Genomic DNA, 18,450 nt, shown 5'->3' on the forward strand with positions numbered 1-18,450 from the left:
CGGATATGTCGTTCCAGCTAAGGGCGCTGTTAAAGCTTTTGTCTACCGAGGAGGGCGGGCGGGACACACCATTGAAAGGGGCTTTTCGCCCGAACCACGCCTTCTTTGGTGCTGCAGGCCCGATGCATATTGGCCAAGTCAAACCCGATAGCGAAGACCTCATCGTGCCTGGCACGGAATTCATGTGCCATGTCGATTTCTTGACCGCCATAGACCCTCCCATTGCCTTGGGGGCAACATGGGAGATCTACGAGGGTCGTCGACTGATCGGCAGTGCTCGGGCCATATCGCTGCTGTAACGCTTCAGCGGATCGGCGAATCCGGTGCCAGCCGCATATCGAGATATTTGTCCACGCTGCCCATTAATTGCGGCATTTCATGTTCAAAGAAATGGTTCGCCTGCGGGATCGTGTCGTGGTGGATGGTGATGTGCTTTTGCGTCCGCAACTTGTCGACCAGCTTTTGCACCGCGCCCGATGTGACGACTTCGTCATTCTCGCCCTGGATGATGATGCCCGATGACGGGCAGGGTGCCAGGAAGGTGAAGTCGAACATGTTCGCCGGCGGCGCGATCGAGATGAAGCCGCGAATTTCGGGGCGGCGCATCAGCAACTGCATGCCGATCCACGCGCCAAAGCCAAAGCCCGCCACCCAGGTGGTCGAAGCTTCGGGGTGGAAGCTCTGCACCCAATCGAGCGCGCTTGCCGCGTCGGACAATTCGCCGATGCCATTGTCGAACACGCCCTGGCTCTTGCCGACGCCACGAAAATTGAAGCGCAACGTGGCGAAGCCGCGCCGCTGGAACGTCTTGTACAGCTCCTGCGTAATGCGGTTGTTCATCGTGCCGCCCGATTGCGGATGCGGGTGCAGAATCATCGCAACCGGTGCGCGGGGGCGGGGGCCGGGGGCGAATCGCCCTTCGAGACGGCCCTCGGGGCCGGGAAAGATCACTTCGGGCATCGGCAAACCTGTTCGGCAAAAGGATGGGCGCGGTGGCGCATAGAAACGTCGTGGCTATATAAGCGGCTGGTGCCAACACGCAATCTATCCGCCGTTATCGAAGGAAAGCCGCCTTGGGCGATCGCCTGAACCTCGATCATGCTGCCACTACCCCGATGGTGCCCGCCGCGTTTCGGGCGCTGACCGATGGTTTTGCCCATTGGGCCAACCCGTCATCGCCGCATGCCGAGGGCCGCGCGGCGCGTGCGGCGATTGAAGGTGCGCGCACCCGTATCAATGCCGCCTATGGCTGGGCCGGTGAGTGCCTGTTCACCAGCGGCGCATCCGAAGCGATTGCGATTGCCTGCACCCGCGCGCAGGTCGCGTCGGTGCTGGTATCGGCGACCGAGCATGAAGCGGTGCTGCGCGCGGTGCCCGATGCTGATAGGTTGCCGGTGCTGGCCGACGGCACGATCGACTGCGCCGCGCTAGAGGCTGCGCTCGCGCGTGCGGTCGCGCCTGCTTTGGTGGCGGTGCAATGGGGCAATAACGAAACCGGCGTGCTGCAGCCATTGGCGGAGGTTGCGCGGATCGTCCATGCCGCAGGCGGGTTGCTGCTGGCCGATGCGGCGCAGATGCCGGTGGGGTGGGACGATGGAGACTTGCCGCAGGATCACGCCGATTTCATCAGCATCTCTGCCCACAAACGCGGCGGGCCGATCGGCGTCGGCGCACTGCTGGTGCGTGATCTGGCAACGTTGCTGCCCAGCGGCGGGCAGGAGCGTGGCTATCGCGGCGGCACCGAGAATATGCCCGGCGCGGTGGCGTTCCAGGCGGCGCTCGATAGCCCCGAAGACCTGGTGTATATGGCCGACCTTCGCCAAAGGCTCGACCAGTTGATCGCCGAGGCAGGGGGCGAGCCGATCGCCGTCGCCGCCGAACGCCGGACGCCGCTGATCGGTGCGTATCGCATGCCCGGCGTTGCCGCCGCGACCCAGCTTATCCGGTTCGACCTGGCGGGAATTGCGGTGTCGGCGGGGGCTGCCTGTTCATCAGGATCAATGCGGCCCAGCCATGTCCTGGCGCAGATGGGCATCGACGCGGCGGCGGCGGGCGAAGTGATCCGAGTAAGCTTCGGGCGGGAGATCGGTGCCGATGATATTGGCCGTTTCGTGAACACTTGGCGCGAAATCGCGGGCCAGCTACGCCCGCCGGTTGCCGAGGCCGGACACCGGCTGTGACCTATCTCGATTACCAGGCGACCACGCCGCTTGCTCCCGAAGCATTGGCGGCGATGGCCCCCTGGCTCCAGTCGCAGCATGCCAATCCGCATTCGGCGCATGCGCCGGGACGCAAGGCAAAGGCCGCGGTCGAGGTCGCGCGTGATTGGGTCGCGGGGCTGTTGCCCGAGGATGGCCGCGTCGCCTTCACCAGCGGCGCGACCGAATCGCTCAATTGGGCGATCAAGGGCACCACCGGCGCGATCGTGACGCTGGCGAGCGAGCATGCCGCGGTACTCGATACCGTGCAGGCCGAGGCTGCGCGGGGCAGGGGGGTGACGATCCTGCCGGTCGGCCCCGGCGGGCTGGTCGATCTCGACGCCGCGCGCGCGGCGATCACCCCCGGCACCGGGCTGGTTGCAGCGATGCTGGTCAATAACGAGATCGGGGTGATCCAGCCGATCGCGCAGCTGGCGGCGCTGGCGCACGAAGCCGGGGCGCTGATGCTATGCGATGCGGTGCAGGGCTATGGCCGGGTGCCCGTGCCCGCCGAATGCGACCTGATTGCGCTGTCGGCGCACAAGATTCATGGCCCCAAGGGCATCGGCGCATTGTGGCTGCGCGACGGGGTGAAGCTTGCGCCGCTGATGCATGGCGGCAATCAGGAGGATGGGCGGTCGGGCACCTTGTCGCCGGCGCTGTGCGCTGGTTTCGGGGCGGCGGCGCGGCTGATGGCCGAGCGTGCGGGCGAGGATAGGGCGCATGTCGATCGGCTGGCGGCGGTGGCGGCCGATTGCCTGAACCTGGCCGACGCGGGAGGCAATTGGGCGCAAAACGCACCGACCACCCCGGCTTCCTCACGCTATGCGGGCAATTTGAACGTGCGTCGGCCCGGCCTCGACGTCGCGCGATTGATGAGCGAATGTCGTGACATCGCCTTTTCGGCAGGTTCGGCCTGTGCCAGCGGATCGGGCCGGTCGAGCCATGTGCTTCGCGCCATCGGCATGTCCGAAGCGCAGGCGCGGTCCTCGATCCGCATCGGCTTTGGCCGCTATACCAAGGAGCAAGAATTGATCGACGCGCTTACCCGGATCGACGCCGCCGCACGCGCGCAGCGGATCGCGGCATGATCCGCATCCGCTTCGTCGCCGCCGAGGGTGATGCCGTCCGCGAAGTCACCGCTGCCGTAGGCGACCGCCTGCTCGACGTCGCGCAACATGACGGCCAGCCGCTAGAGGGGACGTGCGAGGGGCAAATGGCCTGTTCGACCTGCCACGTCATCATTGCCGCCGAAGATTTCGATCGCCTGCCCCGCGCCACCGAAGAGGAGGAGGATATGCTCGATCTAGCCACCAGCGCCACCCGCACCAGCCGGTTGGCGTGCCAGATTCACCTCGACGAAACCCTCGACGGCATGACGGTGCGAATTCCGCCCGAGCGCCGCGACATGCGGGGGCGCTGAGATGATCGACCGTCGCACGTTGTTGATCGGCACCGCAGCGACGATCGCGAGCGGCCCTGCATTCGCGCAAGCGCGGCGCAATCCGTTCGAGGCGATCCGCGCTGAAACCGGCGGGCGGCTCGGCCTGGCGGTGCATGACAGCGGCACCGGACGCCGCTTGTCGCTCGATGCCGACAGCCGTTTCGCCATGTGCTCGACCTTCAAGGCACCGCTTGCCGCCGCGATTCTAGCGCGTGCCGATGCCGGGCGGCTCGATCTGGCCCAGATGATCCGTTTCGGTGAAGGCGATCTGGTCGGCCATTCGCCGACGACCAGCGCCAATGTGGCTGCCGGACAATTGAGCATCGAGGCGCTGTGCGAGGCCGCCGTTACCGTCAGCGACAATGGCGCGGCCAATCTGCTGTTGCCACAGCTTGGTGGACCGGCGGGGTTGACCCGTTTCTTTCGCGAGCAGCGCGACACCGTCACCCGGCTCGATCGCGATGAGCCTTCGCTTAATCTGGTGCGGGGCGGCGATGTTCGCGATACCACCACGCCGCAAGCGATGGCGGCGTTGCTTGAGCATTTGTTCACCGCCAATACCCTGTCGCCGGCCTCGCGCGACAAGCTGCTGGGTTGGATGCGGGTCAGCACGACCGGGCTTGCGCGGCTTCGTGCCGGTTTGCCGAAGTCGTGGCAGGTCGGCGACAAGACCGGCACCAGCGGCGAGGGCTATGTCAACGACATCGCCATCGCCACGCCCCCGGGCCGCAAGCCGATCTTCATCGCCTGTTATCTCGACGCGCCCGGGCTTGCGCCTGCCAAAGCCGAGGAAGCACATGCCCGTATCGGCTCGCTGATCGGCGATCTGTTCGCCTGAGTGGGAACGCGCCGGCGGCGAGGTGCTTGCACCCCGGCCGATCCTTCGCCATATGCCCGATCGGGAGTCGGGCGGACGTAGTCTTCGCCAACCCGGTCAGGTCCGGAAGGAAGCAGCCGCAACGATTTCGCTACGGGTCGTCCCGGCTCCCACCCTTGCCACTTCGTCGTGACGCAGCTTCGGCTCCACGCACGAAAAAGCGCGGGGAGCTACCCCCGCGCCTTCATCGCTCGATACTGCTCAGCTGAGCGCCAGGGCACCCATATTTTGCAGGTCGCGCCGCAGCGAACCTTCGTCGCGCTGTGCCACGTCGATCACATGCGAGCGAACCGCGGCGCTTTGGGTTTCGACCTCGCGCTCGATCTGTTGCGTTAATGCAGCGCACGAGCCGGGACGGCTGCCTTTCAGGACTTTTTCACCATCGATCCGCTGACTGATCGTGCCGCTATTGGCGCGGCCGATTTCGCGGATCACGCCAATCCGTGCGGCCCACAAGCAGCGCTGGGTGCTTGCGCGCGATCCAGCCGCCATGCCGATCTGGCGGGTCGTTACGTCGACATCGGCGCGATAGGTCGCGCTGACGGGTGCGCCGCCATGCTCGATCGTCGCGACATGCGCGATTTCCATTTGGGGGGGGGTGGCCAGTGCCATCAGCGTTGCCAGTGCGTAGATCATACAAGCTCCTCGTCCAATTGAGTGGATCGAAGCGCGTGCCCAAAAAAGCGGCAGCCCCGCGCGTTCGATACGTCCGACATCACGACTGTCTTGCGACCGTCGTCAGAGGGGCCCGGCCCGCATCTGGAATATGGCGCAACACTGCCTGTTTTTCAAGCTTAGCCGCCTAAAAAACAGGCATAAATGAAGGTGCTTGATCGCGCGGTCAGGTGCAGGTGCGGTGAATGGTCTTTCATGTTGGAGTTGAACGACTTGCAGCATTATTAAAACATTAACCCGGGCAGATGTCGCTGGCGTCGTAACTCGGGCATTTCATGTTGCGGCGCAAAAGACACAGTTTTCCGCAATCTGCACCAATTCGTCGATACTAGTGCCAAAACAAGGAACTTACCGGCTCTCCCGCGAATAATAGGTTGGGGCGCATTGTCGCGTCCGCTTTTGGGAGATCCAGTATGATCGCACGCCTTCTTTCCGGCCTGGCCGCTACCGCATTAGTTGCGGCACCGGTCGCAGCCTCGACCGTTCCGGCAGCAGCGTCAGCCGCCAAGCTCTCGGTCACCCAGTCGGTGCGCTCGGCCACGCCCGCAACCAAGAGCAATCGCGTCGCCGGCGCGAACCTGTTCCCTGCATTGTTGGCAGCGGCCATCATCGCCGGGGGCGTCTATCTGGTGGTCGACAGCGACGACGATTCAGACAGCAACTGATCGAAAGCGGGGGGCAGTGCCCCCCGCGCCCTATGATTGCCGGACAATGATGCGGTTCAGCCGCCGGCGCGCATCAAATGTACCGCCAGCCAGACCGTAGCCTCGCTGGGTGAGGTGAACGTCACCCAGTGGCGAGCGTCAGCCGCAATCAGCATATGCTCCCCCATGGCAAGCCTGCGTTCGGGCTGCCCCTCCACCAGCAACCGCGCGGCACCCTGCAAAAGGATCACCCATTCGTCGTGCGGCTGCAGGTGGGGCTGGTCGAGCGGGGTGACATGGCCGTGCGAGATGATCCGCTCGATCACCACATCGTCGCGCCGCAGCAGCGCCTCGAACGTCTCATCGCCGTCGCCCATGTCGATCGCGAACCCCGTATTTGCCAGTTGTGCAGGGTCTGTACCTGCGGCTGTGGCAGTGGGGCAAGGTTGCGCCCCCTGGCCAAGATCGCGCCGCTTCGCGCTGCGCGGGCTGCCGACCGGGGCCATTGCGGACCTATATTTCACTTCTGCTTAACCCTGCACGGTTACAGCATCGCAATAGATATAGTCTGGGGGAAGGTGCGTGCGCATTCTCGTCATTGATGACGAACAGTCGATGCATGCATCATACCGGGAATGCCTTGCGCCCTCGGTACTTAGCAATAGTGGCAAAGCGCTTAACGTCATGGCTCGCGAATTGTTCGGGCAAGATGGCACTGCCGCTCCTGCGACCGCCGACGAACGGTTTGACTTCGACATAACCTATGCCAGCCAGGGGCTGGAGGCGATCGAACAGGTGTCGCGGGCAGGGGAAGATCGCTTCGCCGTCGCATTTATCGACGTTCGGATGCCGCCCGGCATCGACGGCCGCGAAACTGCCCGGCAGATCCGGGCGCTCGATCCCGAGATCAACATCGTCATCGTCACTGGCTTTTCCGATTTCTCGCCGCTGGAAATCGCGCGGGTGGCGGGGCCTCCCGACAAGATTTTCTACATCGCCAAGCCGTTCGAGGTGGAGGAGATCGTCCAGACCGCGACAGCGCTTTGCCATCGCTGGCAGGCGGATCGGGCGCTGGCCGCAACTCGCGCGGCGCTGGCCGCCAAGATCGAGGAGCTGGAGGAGCAAAAGCTCGAACTGGCGATGAATGAAAGCAAGGCGGTGCATATCGCCAATCACGATCTGCTGACCGATGCGCCCAATCGCCTTGCATTCCTGCGCTCGCTTGCGGGGCTGGTGCGCGGCGAACGCGGGTTTGCGACCGCGCTGATCGACCTCGACCGCTTCAAGCTGGTCAACGATACGTTCGGCCATGTCGCGGGAGACCAGCTGATCCGCATGATGTGCGCGCTCATTCAGCAGCACGGCCCCGACAACGCACTGGTCGCACGGCTGGGTGGTGACGAGTTCGGTGTGCTGTTTGCCGCGCCGAGCGAAGATGCCGCGCTGATGGCGTGCGAGCGGCTGGTGCAGGCCTGTTCGACCAATTTCAGGCTGTTTGGCCATTCGGTGCAAAGCAGCGCCTCGATCGGGCTGGTGGTGGTGGAAGGCGGGGTGCGGATCGACCCCATCGACGTGATGCGCCGCGCCGATCTGGCGCTGAACGAAGCCAAGCGGCGAGGGCGCGGTATCGTCAGGCTGTTCGATGAAAGCATGGACGAATCGATCCGCTTTCGTCGGCGGATCGAGGGCGGGCTGGCCAATGCCATCGCCAATGATGAATTGCGGCTGGTCTATCAGCCGATCGTCGAACACGGCGATTTGTCGGTGGTGGCGTTCGAGGCGCTGTTGCGCTGGCACAGCCCCGAATATGGCATGATCTCACCCGACATTTTCATCCCCATCGCCGAGGAATCGAACCAGATTCACGACCTGGGCGATTGGGTGCTTGATACAGCACTGGCGACTTTGCGCCGCTGGCCCGAGCAATATGTCTCGGTCAATTTCAGCCCGCGCCAGTTCCGTCGCCAGAATTTCGTCGCGCATGTCGTCGAACGGGTGCAGCGGGCGGGCGTTTCGCCGACCCGGCTGCAAATCGAGATTACCGAGACCGCGATTTTCGACGATGCCGAGCGTGCTGCGGAAACGCTGTACCGGCTGCGGCAGATGGGGTTTCGCATCGCGCTCGACGATTTCGGCACTGGCTATTCGAGCCTGTACAACATCCGCAAATTCGCCCTGGACTGCCTTAAGATCGATAAGAGCTTTATCGATGGCATGGGCCGGGAACGCGAAAGCGCCGCCATTGTGCAGTCGATCATCCATCTTGGCCGCGCGCTTGGCCTGGAGGTGGTTGCTGAAGGCGTCGAAACCCCCGCGCAGGTGCAGGCGCTGCGGATCGCCGGATGCTCCCATTTACAGGGCTATCATCTCTCGCGCCCGGTCGATGCCGATGAATCGGTCGAGATTGCGCGGCAGCGCCATGTCGTCGCAAAGCCGGTGTCGATGCCGATGCAGATCGAGGTCGCAACCGGAACCTTCGCATGATGCAAGCGGCCTTGCATCGCCGGGCGCGGTGGCTGCCGCGTTCGCTATGCGCCAGGCTGGTGCTGATCCTGGCCGGCGTCGGCCTGGTCACCGCGATTGCGATCGCCATGCTGATGGTGGTGGTCATTACCCCCAGCTTCGACAAGATGGAATCGGACGTGGTCGCCGCGCAGCGCCAACGCGCTGAGGCCGTGTTGCTCGACTTTGCCGCCAAAGCCGAAACCAGCGCGCGCGATGCGGCCGATACCAGTATTGCAAACGGCACGATGAGCGCCCCGGGCATCGATGGCATTGCCTTTCTCGACAAGTACCAGCGTGCAACTGCCGCGCGCTGGATCGGGGGGGATGCGGGCGACGAGGGCAAGGCGATGCGCGCGCGAATGCTGGCGGCGTTGGCGCGCATCGATCTGGGCGCGGCGCTGAAGACAAGTGAATCGCGCAGCTTTTATATCTGTATCGGCGATCAGGTTGCGGTGATCGGCGCTGCGCGGGTGCGCGCTGGCATTGACGGCACGACCGAGCGGTTTGTTGTCGCGGCACGCCTGCTGACGGCGGATATGCTTGGCGAGTCGTTGCAGCGCAAGATCGTGATCGCGGCACCGATGGCTGGCGTTGCGCCTCCGGCAGAGGATGGGTATCTGCGGGCGGCGATCCCCTTGCCCGGGGCAGACGGTCAACCGGTCGCAACCGCCAGTTTCGACATACCCCGCGACCTGGCGATGTTGGGCCGGCGCATGCTGATGTTCGCGGTCGGGGGATCGATATTGCTGTTGGCGATCGTATTCGCGGTGCTGCGCCGAACGATCAGCATCCTGGTATTCAAGCCGTTGCAACGGATCGAAAATCATATGCAACAGGTGCGCGCTTCGGGCGCATTGACGATGTTGATGGAAGACCGGCGCGAGGATGAAATCGGCAGCCTGATCACCAGCCTCAACCTGATGCTCAGCCAGCTCAAGGATTTGCGTGAGCAGGTCGCGGCACAGTCATTCGCGCTTGGGCGATCGGATCACGCCGCTGCGATGATCCACAATGTTCGCAATGCATTGAACCCGGTCAGCACGATTTTATCGCAAGGGGTGCTCCGGCCCGGCGTTGTCGACCGACCCATGCTCGACCGCGCGATCGCCGAACTGGCGCGCGACGATGTTTCGGCTGCGCGCCGCCAGAAGCTGGCGGCCTTTGTCACCGCCTCGGCAGATGCGGCGGCGGTAGATCGCGACGAACGCCGCCGGCAGCTGGTGGTCGGTCGTGAAGCGATCCGCGATGTGATAGAGATCATCGGCTGCCAGCATGCCCCGGCGCAGGATCGCCCGACACTGGCGGCCTGCAACATCTCCGAACTGGTCGCCCGAAGCGCCGCGATTGCGCGCTATTCGGGGGATCGCTCGATCACCTTCAGTTTTCCGGCGTTGCCGTTTCGGGCGATGGCGAATCGGGTGATCCTGAGCCAGGTGGTGGGCAATATCTTTGCTAACGCCGCCGAAGCTATCGCGGCCAAGGGTGTGACACCCGGCAACATTGCGGTCAGCATCTCGGTGGGTAACGGCTTAACCCGTATCAGGATTACCGATGACGGCGAGGGGTTCGACCCCACGTTCAGCGCGCGCCTGTTCCAGCGCGGCTATAGCACCCGCTCGCATAAATCGGGCGGACTGGGGCTGCATTGGTGCGCCAATGCGATGAACGCGATGGGCGGCATGCTGGAGATCGAAAGCGATGGCCCCGGTTCGGGCGCGCGCGTGGTGCTGACGCTGGCGACGGCGGAGGTCTGGTCCGAAGGCATCGCCGCTTAGCCGATCGGACCCCGCTGTGCCGAACTATTGGCGGTCGGCGAGCAACGCCAGCACGCGATCGGCCCATTCGACGCGGCAGATCAGCAGGTCGGGCACCGAAACGTCGACGCAGTTATAGACCAAAGGCGAGCCGTCGATGCGCGACACGTGCAGCCCTGCCGCCGCAGCGACCGCGGCGGGTGCGCAATTGTCCCAGGCATATTGGCCGCCGGTGTGGAGATAGATGTCGGCGATGCCGCGCACCACCGCCATCGCCTTGGCTCCTGCCGATCCCATCGGGATATGCTCGGCACCGAGCGCTTCGGCGACCGTCACCGCTTCGACCGGAGGCCGCGAGCGGCTGACCACCATGCGGGGGCGCTGGGGCAGGGGGGCGAGCGGTGGCGGTGCGTCGCTTGCGAGGGTTACCCCCAGCGCCGGCAGCGCGACCGCGCCGGTCACCGCGACACCGTCGATCGACAGGCCGATATGCACCGCCCAATCCTCGCGCCCCTCAGCATATTCGCGCGTGCCGTCGAGCGGATCGACCACCCACAGCCGCCGCGCGGCACAGCGGGCGGGATCGTCGGCGGCTTCCTCCGACAGCACGAAATCTTCGGGCCGCGCATCGCGCAGCCGATCGAGGATCAGCCGGTTCGCCTGCGCATCGCCCGCCGTGCCGAGTTCGCGGCACGGGGCCATCGTGCCTTGCAGCGCGAGTAGCAGCGCGCCGGCTTCGGTGGCGATGTCTGCCGCCAGTCGCGCGTCGTTCACAACATCGGGCTCCATACCCCGACGACCTGTTCGACGATCGCCTCGGCAGCCTCCTCGGGGGTCATGCGCGTGGTGTCGATTCGGATGTCGGGGGTTTCGGGGGCTTCATAGGGGCTCGAAATGCCGGTGAAGTGCGGGATTTCGCCGGTTCGGGCCTTTTTATACAGCCCCTTCACGTCGCGCTGTTCGGCGACCTCTAGCGGCGTGTCGACGAAGATTTCAACGAACTCGCCTGCGGGCAACAGGCTGCGCACCAGTTCGCGCTCGGCGCGGAACGGGCTGATGAAGGCGGTGAGCACGATCAGCCCGGCATCGGTCATCAACTTGGCGACCTCACCCACGCGGCGGATATTTTCGATCCGGTCGGCATCGCCGAACCCCAGGTCGCGGTTCAGCCCGTGGCGGACATTGTCGCCATCGAGCAGGAAGCTGTGCTTGCCCAGCGCGTGCAGCCGCTTTTCGACCAGATTGGCGATCGTCGATTTGCCCGATCCCGACAGGCCGGTGAACCACAACAATTTGGGGGTCTGCCCCTTTTGCCGCGCATGCGCCTCGCGCGTGACTTCGACCGCCTGCCAATGGACGTTCTGCGCACGGCGTAGCGCGTAGTTCAGCATGCCTGCCGCAACGGTGCGGTTGGTCATCCGGTCGATCAGGATGAAGCCGCCCAGCTCGCGGCTATCGGCATAGGCTTCGAACGCGATCGGGCGATCGGTGATGATCTCGGTCTCGCCGATGTCGTTGAGGTTCAGCGTCGACGCCGCGAGCGATTGCAGCGTGTTGACGTCGATCGTGCATTTGGGGGCCTGCACCGTCGCGCTGACGGTCTGCGTCCCGATCTTTAGCCAATAGGCGCGGCCGGGCAGCAGCGGCTCGGCATCGAGCCACACCAATTTGGCCTGGAACTGATCGGCGACTTGCGGTGCATCGTCAGCGGCAGCGATGATGTCGCCGCGCGAGCAGTCAATTTCGTCGGCCAGCGTCAGCGTCACCGATTGGCCCGCGCGCGCGCTGGACAAATCGCCGCCGAAGGTGACGATGCGCGCGATGGTTGAGCTACGCCCCGATGGCAGCACGCGGATCGGATCGCCGACGCTGATCGATCCGCTTGCGATCATGCCGGCGAACCCGCGATAGTCGAGATTGGGGCGGTTGACCCATTGCACGCCCATGCGGAACGGTCGCGCCGCTTCGCGATCGGCGTCGATCTCGACGGTATCGAGATGGTGCATCAGCGTCGGCCCGGCATACCAGTCCATCGCGGTCGAGCGATCGACGATATTGTCGCCGCCCAGGCCCGAAATCGGGATCGCGGTGAAGGCGTCGATGCCGATCTCGCTGGCAAAGGCGCGATAGTCGGCGACGATCGCGTCGAACGTGGCCTGGTCATAGCCGACCAGGTCCATCTTGTTGACCGCCAGCACGATGTGCCGAATGCCCACCAATTGCGTGAGATAGCTGTGCCGCCGCGTCTGCGTCAATATGCCCTTGCGTGCGTCGATCAGGATCACCGCCAGGTCGGCGGTCGATGCGCCGGTCACCATGTTCCGGGTATATTGCTCATGCCCCGGCGTATCGGCGACGATGAACTTGCGCGCAGTCGTCGTGAAGAAGCGATAGGCGACGTCGATGGTGATGCCCTGTTCACGCTCAGCGGCGAGCCCGTCGACCAGCAGGGCGAAGTCGATATTCTGCCCCTGGGTGCCGACGCGCTTGCTGTCGCTTTCGAGCGCCGAGAGCTGATCCTCGAAAATCTGCTTCGAATCATACAGCAGCCGCCCGATCAGCGTCGATTTGCCGTCATCGACCGATCCGCAGGTGATGAAGCGAAGCATTGATTTGCGCTGGTGCGCCGCCAGATAAGCGTCGATGTCGTCGGCGATCAGTGTGTCGGGGACATAGTCGCGCGGGGCCGAAGCCGGGTTGGTCGCCATCAGAAATACCCCTCCTGCTTCTTCTTTTCCATGCTCGCCGCCTGATCGCGATCGATCGCGCGACCCTGGCGTTCGGAGGTCGTCGTCAGCAGCATTTCCTGGATCACCTGCGGCAGCGTCGCGGCTTCGCTTTCGACCGCGCCGGTGAGCGGATAGCAGCCAAGCGTGCGGAAGCGGATCGACCGGTCGACCGGCTGTTCCCCCGGCAACAGGCGGAAGCGATCGTCATCGACCATCAGCAGCATCCCGTCGCGCTCGACCGTCGGGCGCGGCGCGGCGAAATAGAGCGGCACGATCTCGATCCCCTCGGCCAGGATATATTGCCAGATGTCGAGCTCGGTCCAGTTCGACAGCGGGAAGACGCGGATGCTCTCGCCCTTGGCCTTGCGGGTATTATACAGTCGCCATAATTCGGGACGCTGCTGCTTGGGATCCCAGCGGTGGCTAACCGAGCGGAAGCTGAAGATACGCTCTTTGGCGCGGCTCTTTTCCTCGTCGCGCCGCGCCCCGCCGAATGCCGCATCGAAGCCGTGCAGGTCGAGCGCCTGTTTCAGTCCCTCGGTCTTCCACAAATCGGTGTGGAGCGTGCCATGATCGAACGGATTGATCCCGCGCGCCTTGGCATCGGGATTTTGATGCACCAACAATTCCATGCCGGCGTCGACGGCCGCCTTGGCGCGCAGATCGTACATCGCGCGGAACTTCCAGGTGGTGTCGACGTGCAGCAGCGGGAAGGGTGGGGGCGCGGGGAAGAACGCCTTTCTGGCGAGATGCAGCATCACCGCCGAATCCTTGCCGACGCTATAGAGCATCACCGGGCGTTCGGATTCGGCGGCGACTTCGCGCAGGATGTGAATGCTCTCGGCTTCGAGCCGATCGAGATGGGTTAGCTGGGGCTGGTCGGTGGCTTGCATGTCAAACGAAGTAAGCGCGACCGCGCTGTCACGCCAACGAGCTTTGCCGCCCCGCCTGCAAGCTCAGCTTTTGCCGGCACCATCGTGCAGTGGCGGTTTGTCGCTGTGCCCATCAGTCGCAAAGGCCCAAAAACCAAGAAAGCGCACCGTTGCCGGTGCGCTTTCAACCCTCGAGCGACCCGAAGGAAAGGCCGGTACCGCACCACACATTCCGTGTTGGTGCGATGCCGATGTTTGAATTACCAGGGGCGAAGCTGCTCGCCGTAGGTCTCGCGGAACAGGTCAAACATCAAATGTCTCCCAGCGCTGCAATGTGCACGCATGATGATAGTTAACAAGATGTTAATTACATTGCAAGCGCTATAGTACGGTTTGTGGGGGTTGACGATCGCTAAAGGATTGGAATGTTAACGGGTCTGCAAGGGATCGTTCGCTATCCTGCGCCTGATGGCCGAGGAAACCACCGATCCCCAAACGCGCAATTATTGCGGATCGATGTCCGGTGATTTGGCGATTCGTAGCGGCGCTGACGACGGCTGCGCCGGGTGGCGGCTGTTTCTGTTGGCTGAGATCGTCAATTTTGGTGATTTGCGACGGGCATTGGGGAGACCACGCGCCGACCAATTGATTCAGGATGTGGCGGCGATCGTCGCCGGGGCGTGGCCAGCGGCCCATATCGTCGCAGCGAGCCGTTCGCTGCTGGAGATTGCCTGCGATGGCAGCGCGCCGGTCGACGCGGATGCTGCAATTGCGCGATTGCGAACTTGTTTTGAGGTTCCGCTCGAAATTGCCGGTGAATGGCATGAAATCGAGATGGTGTTTGCTGGCGCGACGATGCCGGCCAAGGACAGTAATGATGTGCGGCTGATCGAAGCCGCCGAAGCGGCGCTGACGCAAGCGCGAGCAGACAAGGTCGATGTCGTTCGCGATCTCACCAAGAATGAGAAAAGCTATGACCGGATGGCACTTATCTCGGACCTGGGCGGTGCCATCGCCAGCGGCGACGTGTTCCTGCAATATCAGCCCAAAGTGCATCTGCGCCGGCAAGAGATAGTCAGCGTCGAAGCATTAGTGCGTTGGCAGCATCCGGTGCGGGGGCTGATCCTGCCGGGCGATTTTATCCCGCTGGCTGAGGAAGGCCGGAAGATTGGCGCACTGACCTTATGGACCATTCGCAAGGTGATTGCCGATCAACGCCTATTGGCAGCCGCCGGATTTGATATTCCGATTTTTGTGAATATTTCTGGGATGTTGCTGGCGGATAGTCATTTTGTCGATCAAGTATGCGCGATGGTGCGCAGCTTGCCGACCAAGATCGGATTCGAGATTACCGAGACTGCGGTGATCAAGGACCCTGAAATGGCGATCCGGCATCTTCGAACGTTTGCCGAGATCGGTGTCACGCTGGCGATCGATGATTACGGTGCCGGCCTGTCGTCGCTGGCTTATTTGAAACAGCTGCCGGCGCGTGAGCTGAAGATCGACAAGATGTTCGTACTCGAGCTGACCAGTAGCAATCGCGATCCGCTGATCGTGCGCTCGACAATCGATCTGGCGCATGCGCTCGATATGGAAGTAACCGCGGAAGGGGTGGAAACACCGGCTGCGTTGGCGCTGTTGAGTGTTATGGGATGCGATATGGCGCAGGGTTATCTCATCAGCCGACCGATCGTGATCGATGCGATGATCCAGTTTTTGGAAGAAGATCGCCATCTTGCGGCCATGGCTGCGATGCGTCCAACGTTTGGCCGGCCTGAGGCGTTCTGGAAACGTGCATAATTCAACGCGAACACGATGCTGCAGACGTCTAATTCTGCCAGCGTCTAAATTTTCAATTTCGTCTTTTTCTGCATTTATTTTGATAATATCTTTGGCAATTGCACCTAAAGCGATGGCAGAGGTGCCAATCGATGAACAAATTGTTGCCATAAAAGCCGATATGATACGCGATCCAGCGAACGTATTCTATTCTTCTCAGCGATTAGAGCGTTTTATTATCAGAAAAGGCAATGTCGAAGCAAATGCAGCATCACTAGCGACTGTGCGTTGGCTTGGGGCTGAGGCATTGGTTCGGCTGGCTCATGTGAGTCAAGCAGAGCGCTTGATCCGTAGTGCGGGGGCGATTGCCTACGCATCTCGCAATCCGCGGCTGTATGGCGACACGCTAACTACCCTCGGAGGTATATACTCAGCGCGAGGAGATGCCGCTGGTGCCTTGCAATCATATCAGGGTGCATATGAGGCTTTTCGTAAAGCCGGATTTCCTCGCGGACAAGCGATCGCATTGCAAAATATTGCAAATCTATATGTCTATGGCGGGGACCACAAAACGGCGGGTCGCTATTTTGATCAGTCGGAGCAGGTCTATGATGGTGACAATTTACTGCTATTGACCCTCTATAACAACAGGGCCGCAGGGCTTCGTTCAATGGAACGATACGAAGAGTCTGGCAGGGAATATCGCCGGGCTCTCGCAATGGCAATCAAAGAAAATAGCGCGTTTTTGCAGGCTCGTATTCTTACGAATCTTGCCTTGGTATACCTTGAATCCGAGAACGTACAGCAAGCTAACACGCTGATCGACCAAGCATGGTTCTTAACCCGAAATTCAGCGGAGGCCAAACATTGGACACCTTTTGTCCAAGCAATCGGCGCCCGAGCGGCGCTGCAGCAGGGGGATTTGTCGAAAGCTAAAAGTCTAATCGACGCTAGCTTTGAAGGAGACGACCTTTCGGCGACGCAAGGTTCTCGACGCGATGCCCATGTGATCGCGTATGACATCTATCGCAAGCTTGGCGATGACCGCCGGGCACTGGTCCATCTCGAGGCACTACGCCGCCTTACCGACGAGCAGACCAAAATCGCTACCTCGACCAATACCGCGCTGATGGCGGCGCGCTTCGATTTCGCCAATCAGGAATTGCGGATCGCCCGGCTAAAGGCCGATGAACTGCGGACCGGCATCGAGATCGAGCGATCGCGCGCGCGGTATCAGCAGACCTTGTTCACCAGCATCGGCATCGCCGCGCTGGTGATCCTGACGTTGCTGACCGTCGGGTTGTTCACCCTTCGCCGCAGCCGCAATCAGGTCCGCGCGGCCAATACTGCGCTGGGTGCAACCAATGTCGCGCTGGAAAAGGCGTTGGCCGCAAAGACCGAGTTTCTGGCCACCACCAGCCATGAAATTCGCACCCCGCTGAACGGCATCCTCGGCATGACCCAGGTGATGCTGGCCGATGAAGCGCTGGCGGATCAGCAGCGCGAGCGGGTGAATGTCGTGCATGGTGCCGGGCTGACGATGCGCGCGCTGGTCGACGATATTCTGGATGTCGCCAAGATGGAGACGGGCAACCTGACCATCGCCCCCGAGGCGGCAGACCTGCGCGAAACATTGCAGGAGGTCGCGCGGATGTGGGCCGAGCCGGCGCGCGCCAAGGGGCTGGTCTTTGAACTGGACGTCGTTGATGCGCCGCACTGGATCGAAACCGATGCGGGGCGGCTGCGGCAGATGCTGTTCAACTTGCTGTCGAACGCAATCAAATTCACCGCTCAGGGGGTGATCGGCCTGAGCGCGCGCAAAAGCGGGGACGGCACCCGGCTGATCCTGTCGGTGCGCGATTCGGGGATTGGTATTCCCGCTGGCAAACATGCCGAGATTTTCGAATCCTTCCGCCAGGTGGATACCACGACGACACGGCAATATGGCGGCACCGGGCTTGGGCTGACGATCTGTCGCAATCTTGCGCTGGCGTTGGGTGGCGAGATTGCGGTCAGCAGCGCGGCGGGGGCCGGGGCGACCTTTACCATCGACTTGCCCTTGATCGAGGTTGCGCCACCGCGCGTTGCAGCGGGTGCCGAGCATGGCGGTCTGCTGATCGTCGACGGCAATCCGATCGCGCGGGCGATGTTGCGAACCCTGCTCGCGCCGCGCGCCGGGGCTGTGCATTTCGCCGATGGTGCCAAGGCGGCGGCAGTCGTGATTACCGAGACGCAGCCCGATTGCGTGCTGATCGACGATTCGATCCTACGTCCCAATGCCGGCACCACCGCACCGTCTATCCTGGCAGCCATTGCCGAGGCGGCACATGCGGCGGGCGCGCGCTGTGCGGTGCTGTGGCGTGAGCCTGCGGAGGAGGATCGTGCTGCGCTGCTGGCGGCGGGTGCCGACCTGGTGATTGCCAAGCCGATCGCCGGCGTTGCGCTGGCCGCGCAACTGTTTGCCGCATCCGGGCCGAAACAGCCCTCGCATGGGGTTGTTTCGCGTGCAGCATAGGCAGATAGCGGCGGCGTCATGATTGGTCCGGTCTGTTCGTCAGCCGTCCGCAAGGGACGGGTGCGTTGAAAATATTGTTCATCGAGGATGACCCGATGAACCGTCGGGTCGTGCGCGACATGCTCGACGTCGCCGGGGCGACGATGGCCGAGGCGGATCGCGCCGAGGAAGGATTGCGCCGGATCGGTGCCGAAGATTTCGACGCGGTGCTGATCGACCTGCGGATGCCGGGCATGGATGGGTTTGAAGCGATCCGCAGGATTCGCGCACGTACCGACGCGAAGTCCAATTTGCCGCTGATCGTGGTCACTGCCGATACTGCGCCCGACCTGGGCGAACGCTGCATGGCGATCGGTGCCGATGCGGTGCTGTTCAAACCGGTGGCGATGGACGCGCTGTTCGATGCGATTGGCAGCGTGCTGGCGCGCAAAACCGAAAATGGCGGCATGATCGAATAA

The 18,450-nt window shown here is 62.8% G+C and carries 17 protein-coding genes, 1 other RNA gene and 1 pseudogene; 13 read left to right on the forward strand and 6 right to left on the reverse strand.

Annotated features, from left to right (window positions below):
- The first annotated feature begins 5 nt into the window (after window positions 1-5).
- On the forward strand, window positions 6-299 hold the full coding sequence (locus QU44_RS10300; protein ID WP_033922061.1) for a hypothetical protein: 294 nt from the start codon (window positions 6-8) through the stop codon (window positions 297-299).
- A gap of 4 nt (window positions 300-303) precedes the next feature.
- On the opposite strand, the gene QU44_RS10305 is transcribed toward QU44_RS10300, so the two are convergent.
- Window positions 304-960, reverse strand: a complete 657-nt coding sequence (locus tag QU44_RS10305; RefSeq protein ID WP_033922062.1) for an alpha/beta hydrolase — start codon at window positions 958-960, stop codon at window positions 304-306.
- Between the two features lie 113 nt (window positions 961-1,073).
- On the opposite strand from QU44_RS10305, the gene QU44_RS10310 reads away from it, so the two are divergent.
- The 5 genes from QU44_RS10310 to ffs all read left to right on the forward strand — a co-directional run bounded on the left by QU44_RS10310 (window position 1,074) and on the right by ffs (window position 4,637).
- Entirely contained in the window at window positions 1,074-2,180 is a 1,107-nt protein-coding gene (locus tag QU44_RS10310) for a cysteine desulfurase family protein (RefSeq protein WP_033922063.1), read from the forward strand.
- Window positions 2,177-3,289 carry a cysteine desulfurase family protein gene (locus tag QU44_RS10315; RefSeq protein ID WP_033922064.1) on the forward strand — a complete coding sequence of 371 codons (1,113 nt, stop codon included), beginning with the start codon at window positions 2,177-2,179 and terminating at the stop codon, window positions 3,287-3,289. The genes QU44_RS10310 and QU44_RS10315 overlap by 4 nt, the downstream gene beginning before the upstream one ends.
- On the forward strand, window positions 3,286-3,621 hold the full coding sequence (locus tag QU44_RS10320; protein WP_033922065.1) for a 2Fe-2S iron-sulfur cluster-binding protein: 336 nt from the start codon (window positions 3,286-3,288) through the stop codon (window positions 3,619-3,621). The genes QU44_RS10315 and QU44_RS10320 overlap by 4 nt, the downstream gene beginning before the upstream one ends.
- Window position 3,622: 1 nt before the next feature.
- Window positions 3,623-4,480 carry a class A beta-lactamase gene (bla, locus tag QU44_RS10325; RefSeq protein ID WP_033922066.1) on the forward strand — a complete coding sequence of 286 codons (858 nt, stop codon included), beginning with the start codon at window positions 3,623-3,625 and terminating at the stop codon, window positions 4,478-4,480.
- 59 nt (window positions 4,481-4,539) lie between these two features.
- Window positions 4,540-4,637, forward strand: an RNA gene (gene ffs, locus QU44_RS17785) — signal recognition particle sRNA small type.
- Window positions 4,638-4,720: 83 nt separating this feature from the next.
- Here ffs and QU44_RS10330 read toward each other — a convergent pair.
- The gene (locus QU44_RS10330) at window positions 4,721-5,155 is read right to left on the reverse strand and encodes a hypothetical protein (RefSeq protein WP_033922067.1); all 435 of its coding nucleotides are present in this window, start codon (window positions 5,153-5,155) and stop codon (window positions 4,721-4,723) included.
- Between the two features lie 452 nt (window positions 5,156-5,607).
- Between QU44_RS10330 and QU44_RS10335 the strand changes: the two genes are divergently transcribed.
- Window positions 5,608-5,859, forward strand: coding sequence for a hypothetical protein (locus QU44_RS10335; RefSeq protein ID WP_033922068.1), 252 nt, complete (start codon window positions 5,608-5,610; stop codon window positions 5,857-5,859).
- Window positions 5,860-5,915: 56 nt separating this feature from the next.
- Here the strand turns inward: QU44_RS10335 and QU44_RS10340 are convergent, their stop codons facing one another.
- Window positions 5,916-6,344, reverse strand: a complete 429-nt coding sequence (locus QU44_RS10340) for a cupin (protein WP_231621703.1) — start codon at window positions 6,342-6,344, stop codon at window positions 5,916-5,918.
- Window positions 6,345-6,453: 109 nt separating this feature from the next.
- On the opposite strand from QU44_RS10340, the gene QU44_RS10345 reads away from it, so the two are divergent.
- Together QU44_RS10345 and QU44_RS10350 are read left to right on the forward strand one after the other, a co-directional pair.
- Complete coding sequence (locus QU44_RS10345) at window positions 6,454-8,322, forward strand: putative bifunctional diguanylate cyclase/phosphodiesterase (protein WP_081987975.1); 1,869 nt, start codon at window positions 6,454-6,456, stop codon at window positions 8,320-8,322.
- Window positions 8,319-10,118 carry a sensor histidine kinase gene (locus tag QU44_RS10350; protein WP_052134672.1) on the forward strand — a complete coding sequence of 600 codons (1,800 nt, stop codon included), beginning with the start codon at window positions 8,319-8,321 and terminating at the stop codon, window positions 10,116-10,118. The genes QU44_RS10345 and QU44_RS10350 overlap by 4 nt, the downstream gene beginning before the upstream one ends.
- Before the next feature lie 24 nt (window positions 10,119-10,142).
- On the opposite strand, the gene QU44_RS10355 is transcribed toward QU44_RS10350, so the two are convergent.
- Genes QU44_RS10355 through cysD form a run of 3 tightly spaced genes read right to left on the reverse strand, consistent with a single transcriptional unit; the run spans window position 10,143 to window position 13,719 of the window.
- A complete protein-coding gene (locus tag QU44_RS10355; protein ID WP_033922071.1) occupies window positions 10,143-10,886 on the reverse strand; it encodes a 3'(2'),5'-bisphosphate nucleotidase CysQ in 744 nt (247 codons plus the stop codon).
- Entirely contained in the window at window positions 10,868-12,805 is a 1,938-nt protein-coding gene (gene cysN / locus QU44_RS10360) for a sulfate adenylyltransferase subunit CysN (RefSeq protein ID WP_052134673.1), read from the reverse strand. Before cysN ends, QU44_RS10355 begins: the two co-directional genes overlap by 19 nt.
- Window positions 12,805-13,719: a sulfate adenylyltransferase subunit CysD gene (cysD, locus tag QU44_RS10365; protein WP_033922073.1), complete on the reverse strand. Its 915-nt coding sequence runs from the start codon at window positions 13,717-13,719 to the stop codon at window positions 12,805-12,807. The genes cysN and cysD overlap by 1 nt, the downstream gene beginning before the upstream one ends.
- 447 nt (window positions 13,720-14,166) lie before the next feature.
- Here cysD and QU44_RS10370 point away from each other — a divergent pair, with 447 nt between their 5' ends.
- The 4 genes and pseudogenes from QU44_RS10370 (at window position 14,167) to QU44_RS10380 (ending at window position 18,450) form a co-directional block, all read left to right on the forward strand.
- Entirely contained in the window at window positions 14,167-15,498 is a 1,332-nt protein-coding gene (locus QU44_RS10370; RefSeq protein WP_231621704.1) for an EAL domain-containing protein, read from the forward strand.
- 160 nt (window positions 15,499-15,658) lie between these two features.
- A pseudogene (locus QU44_RS18975) lies at window positions 15,659-16,075 on the forward strand (tetratricopeptide repeat protein); the annotation flags it as partial.
- A gap of 408 nt (window positions 16,076-16,483) precedes the next feature.
- Window positions 16,484-17,992, forward strand: a complete 1,509-nt coding sequence (locus QU44_RS18675) for a hybrid sensor histidine kinase/response regulator (RefSeq protein ID WP_231621705.1) — start codon at window positions 16,484-16,486, stop codon at window positions 17,990-17,992.
- A 65-nt stretch (window positions 17,993-18,057) separates the two neighbouring features.
- A complete protein-coding gene (locus QU44_RS10380) occupies window positions 18,058-18,450 on the forward strand; it encodes a response regulator (RefSeq protein ID WP_033922074.1) in 393 nt (130 codons plus the stop codon).

Source organism: Sphingomonas sp. 37zxx (assembly GCF_000786205.1).
In the GTDB taxonomy this organism is placed as follows: domain Bacteria; phylum Pseudomonadota; class Alphaproteobacteria; order Sphingomonadales; family Sphingomonadaceae; genus Sphingomonas.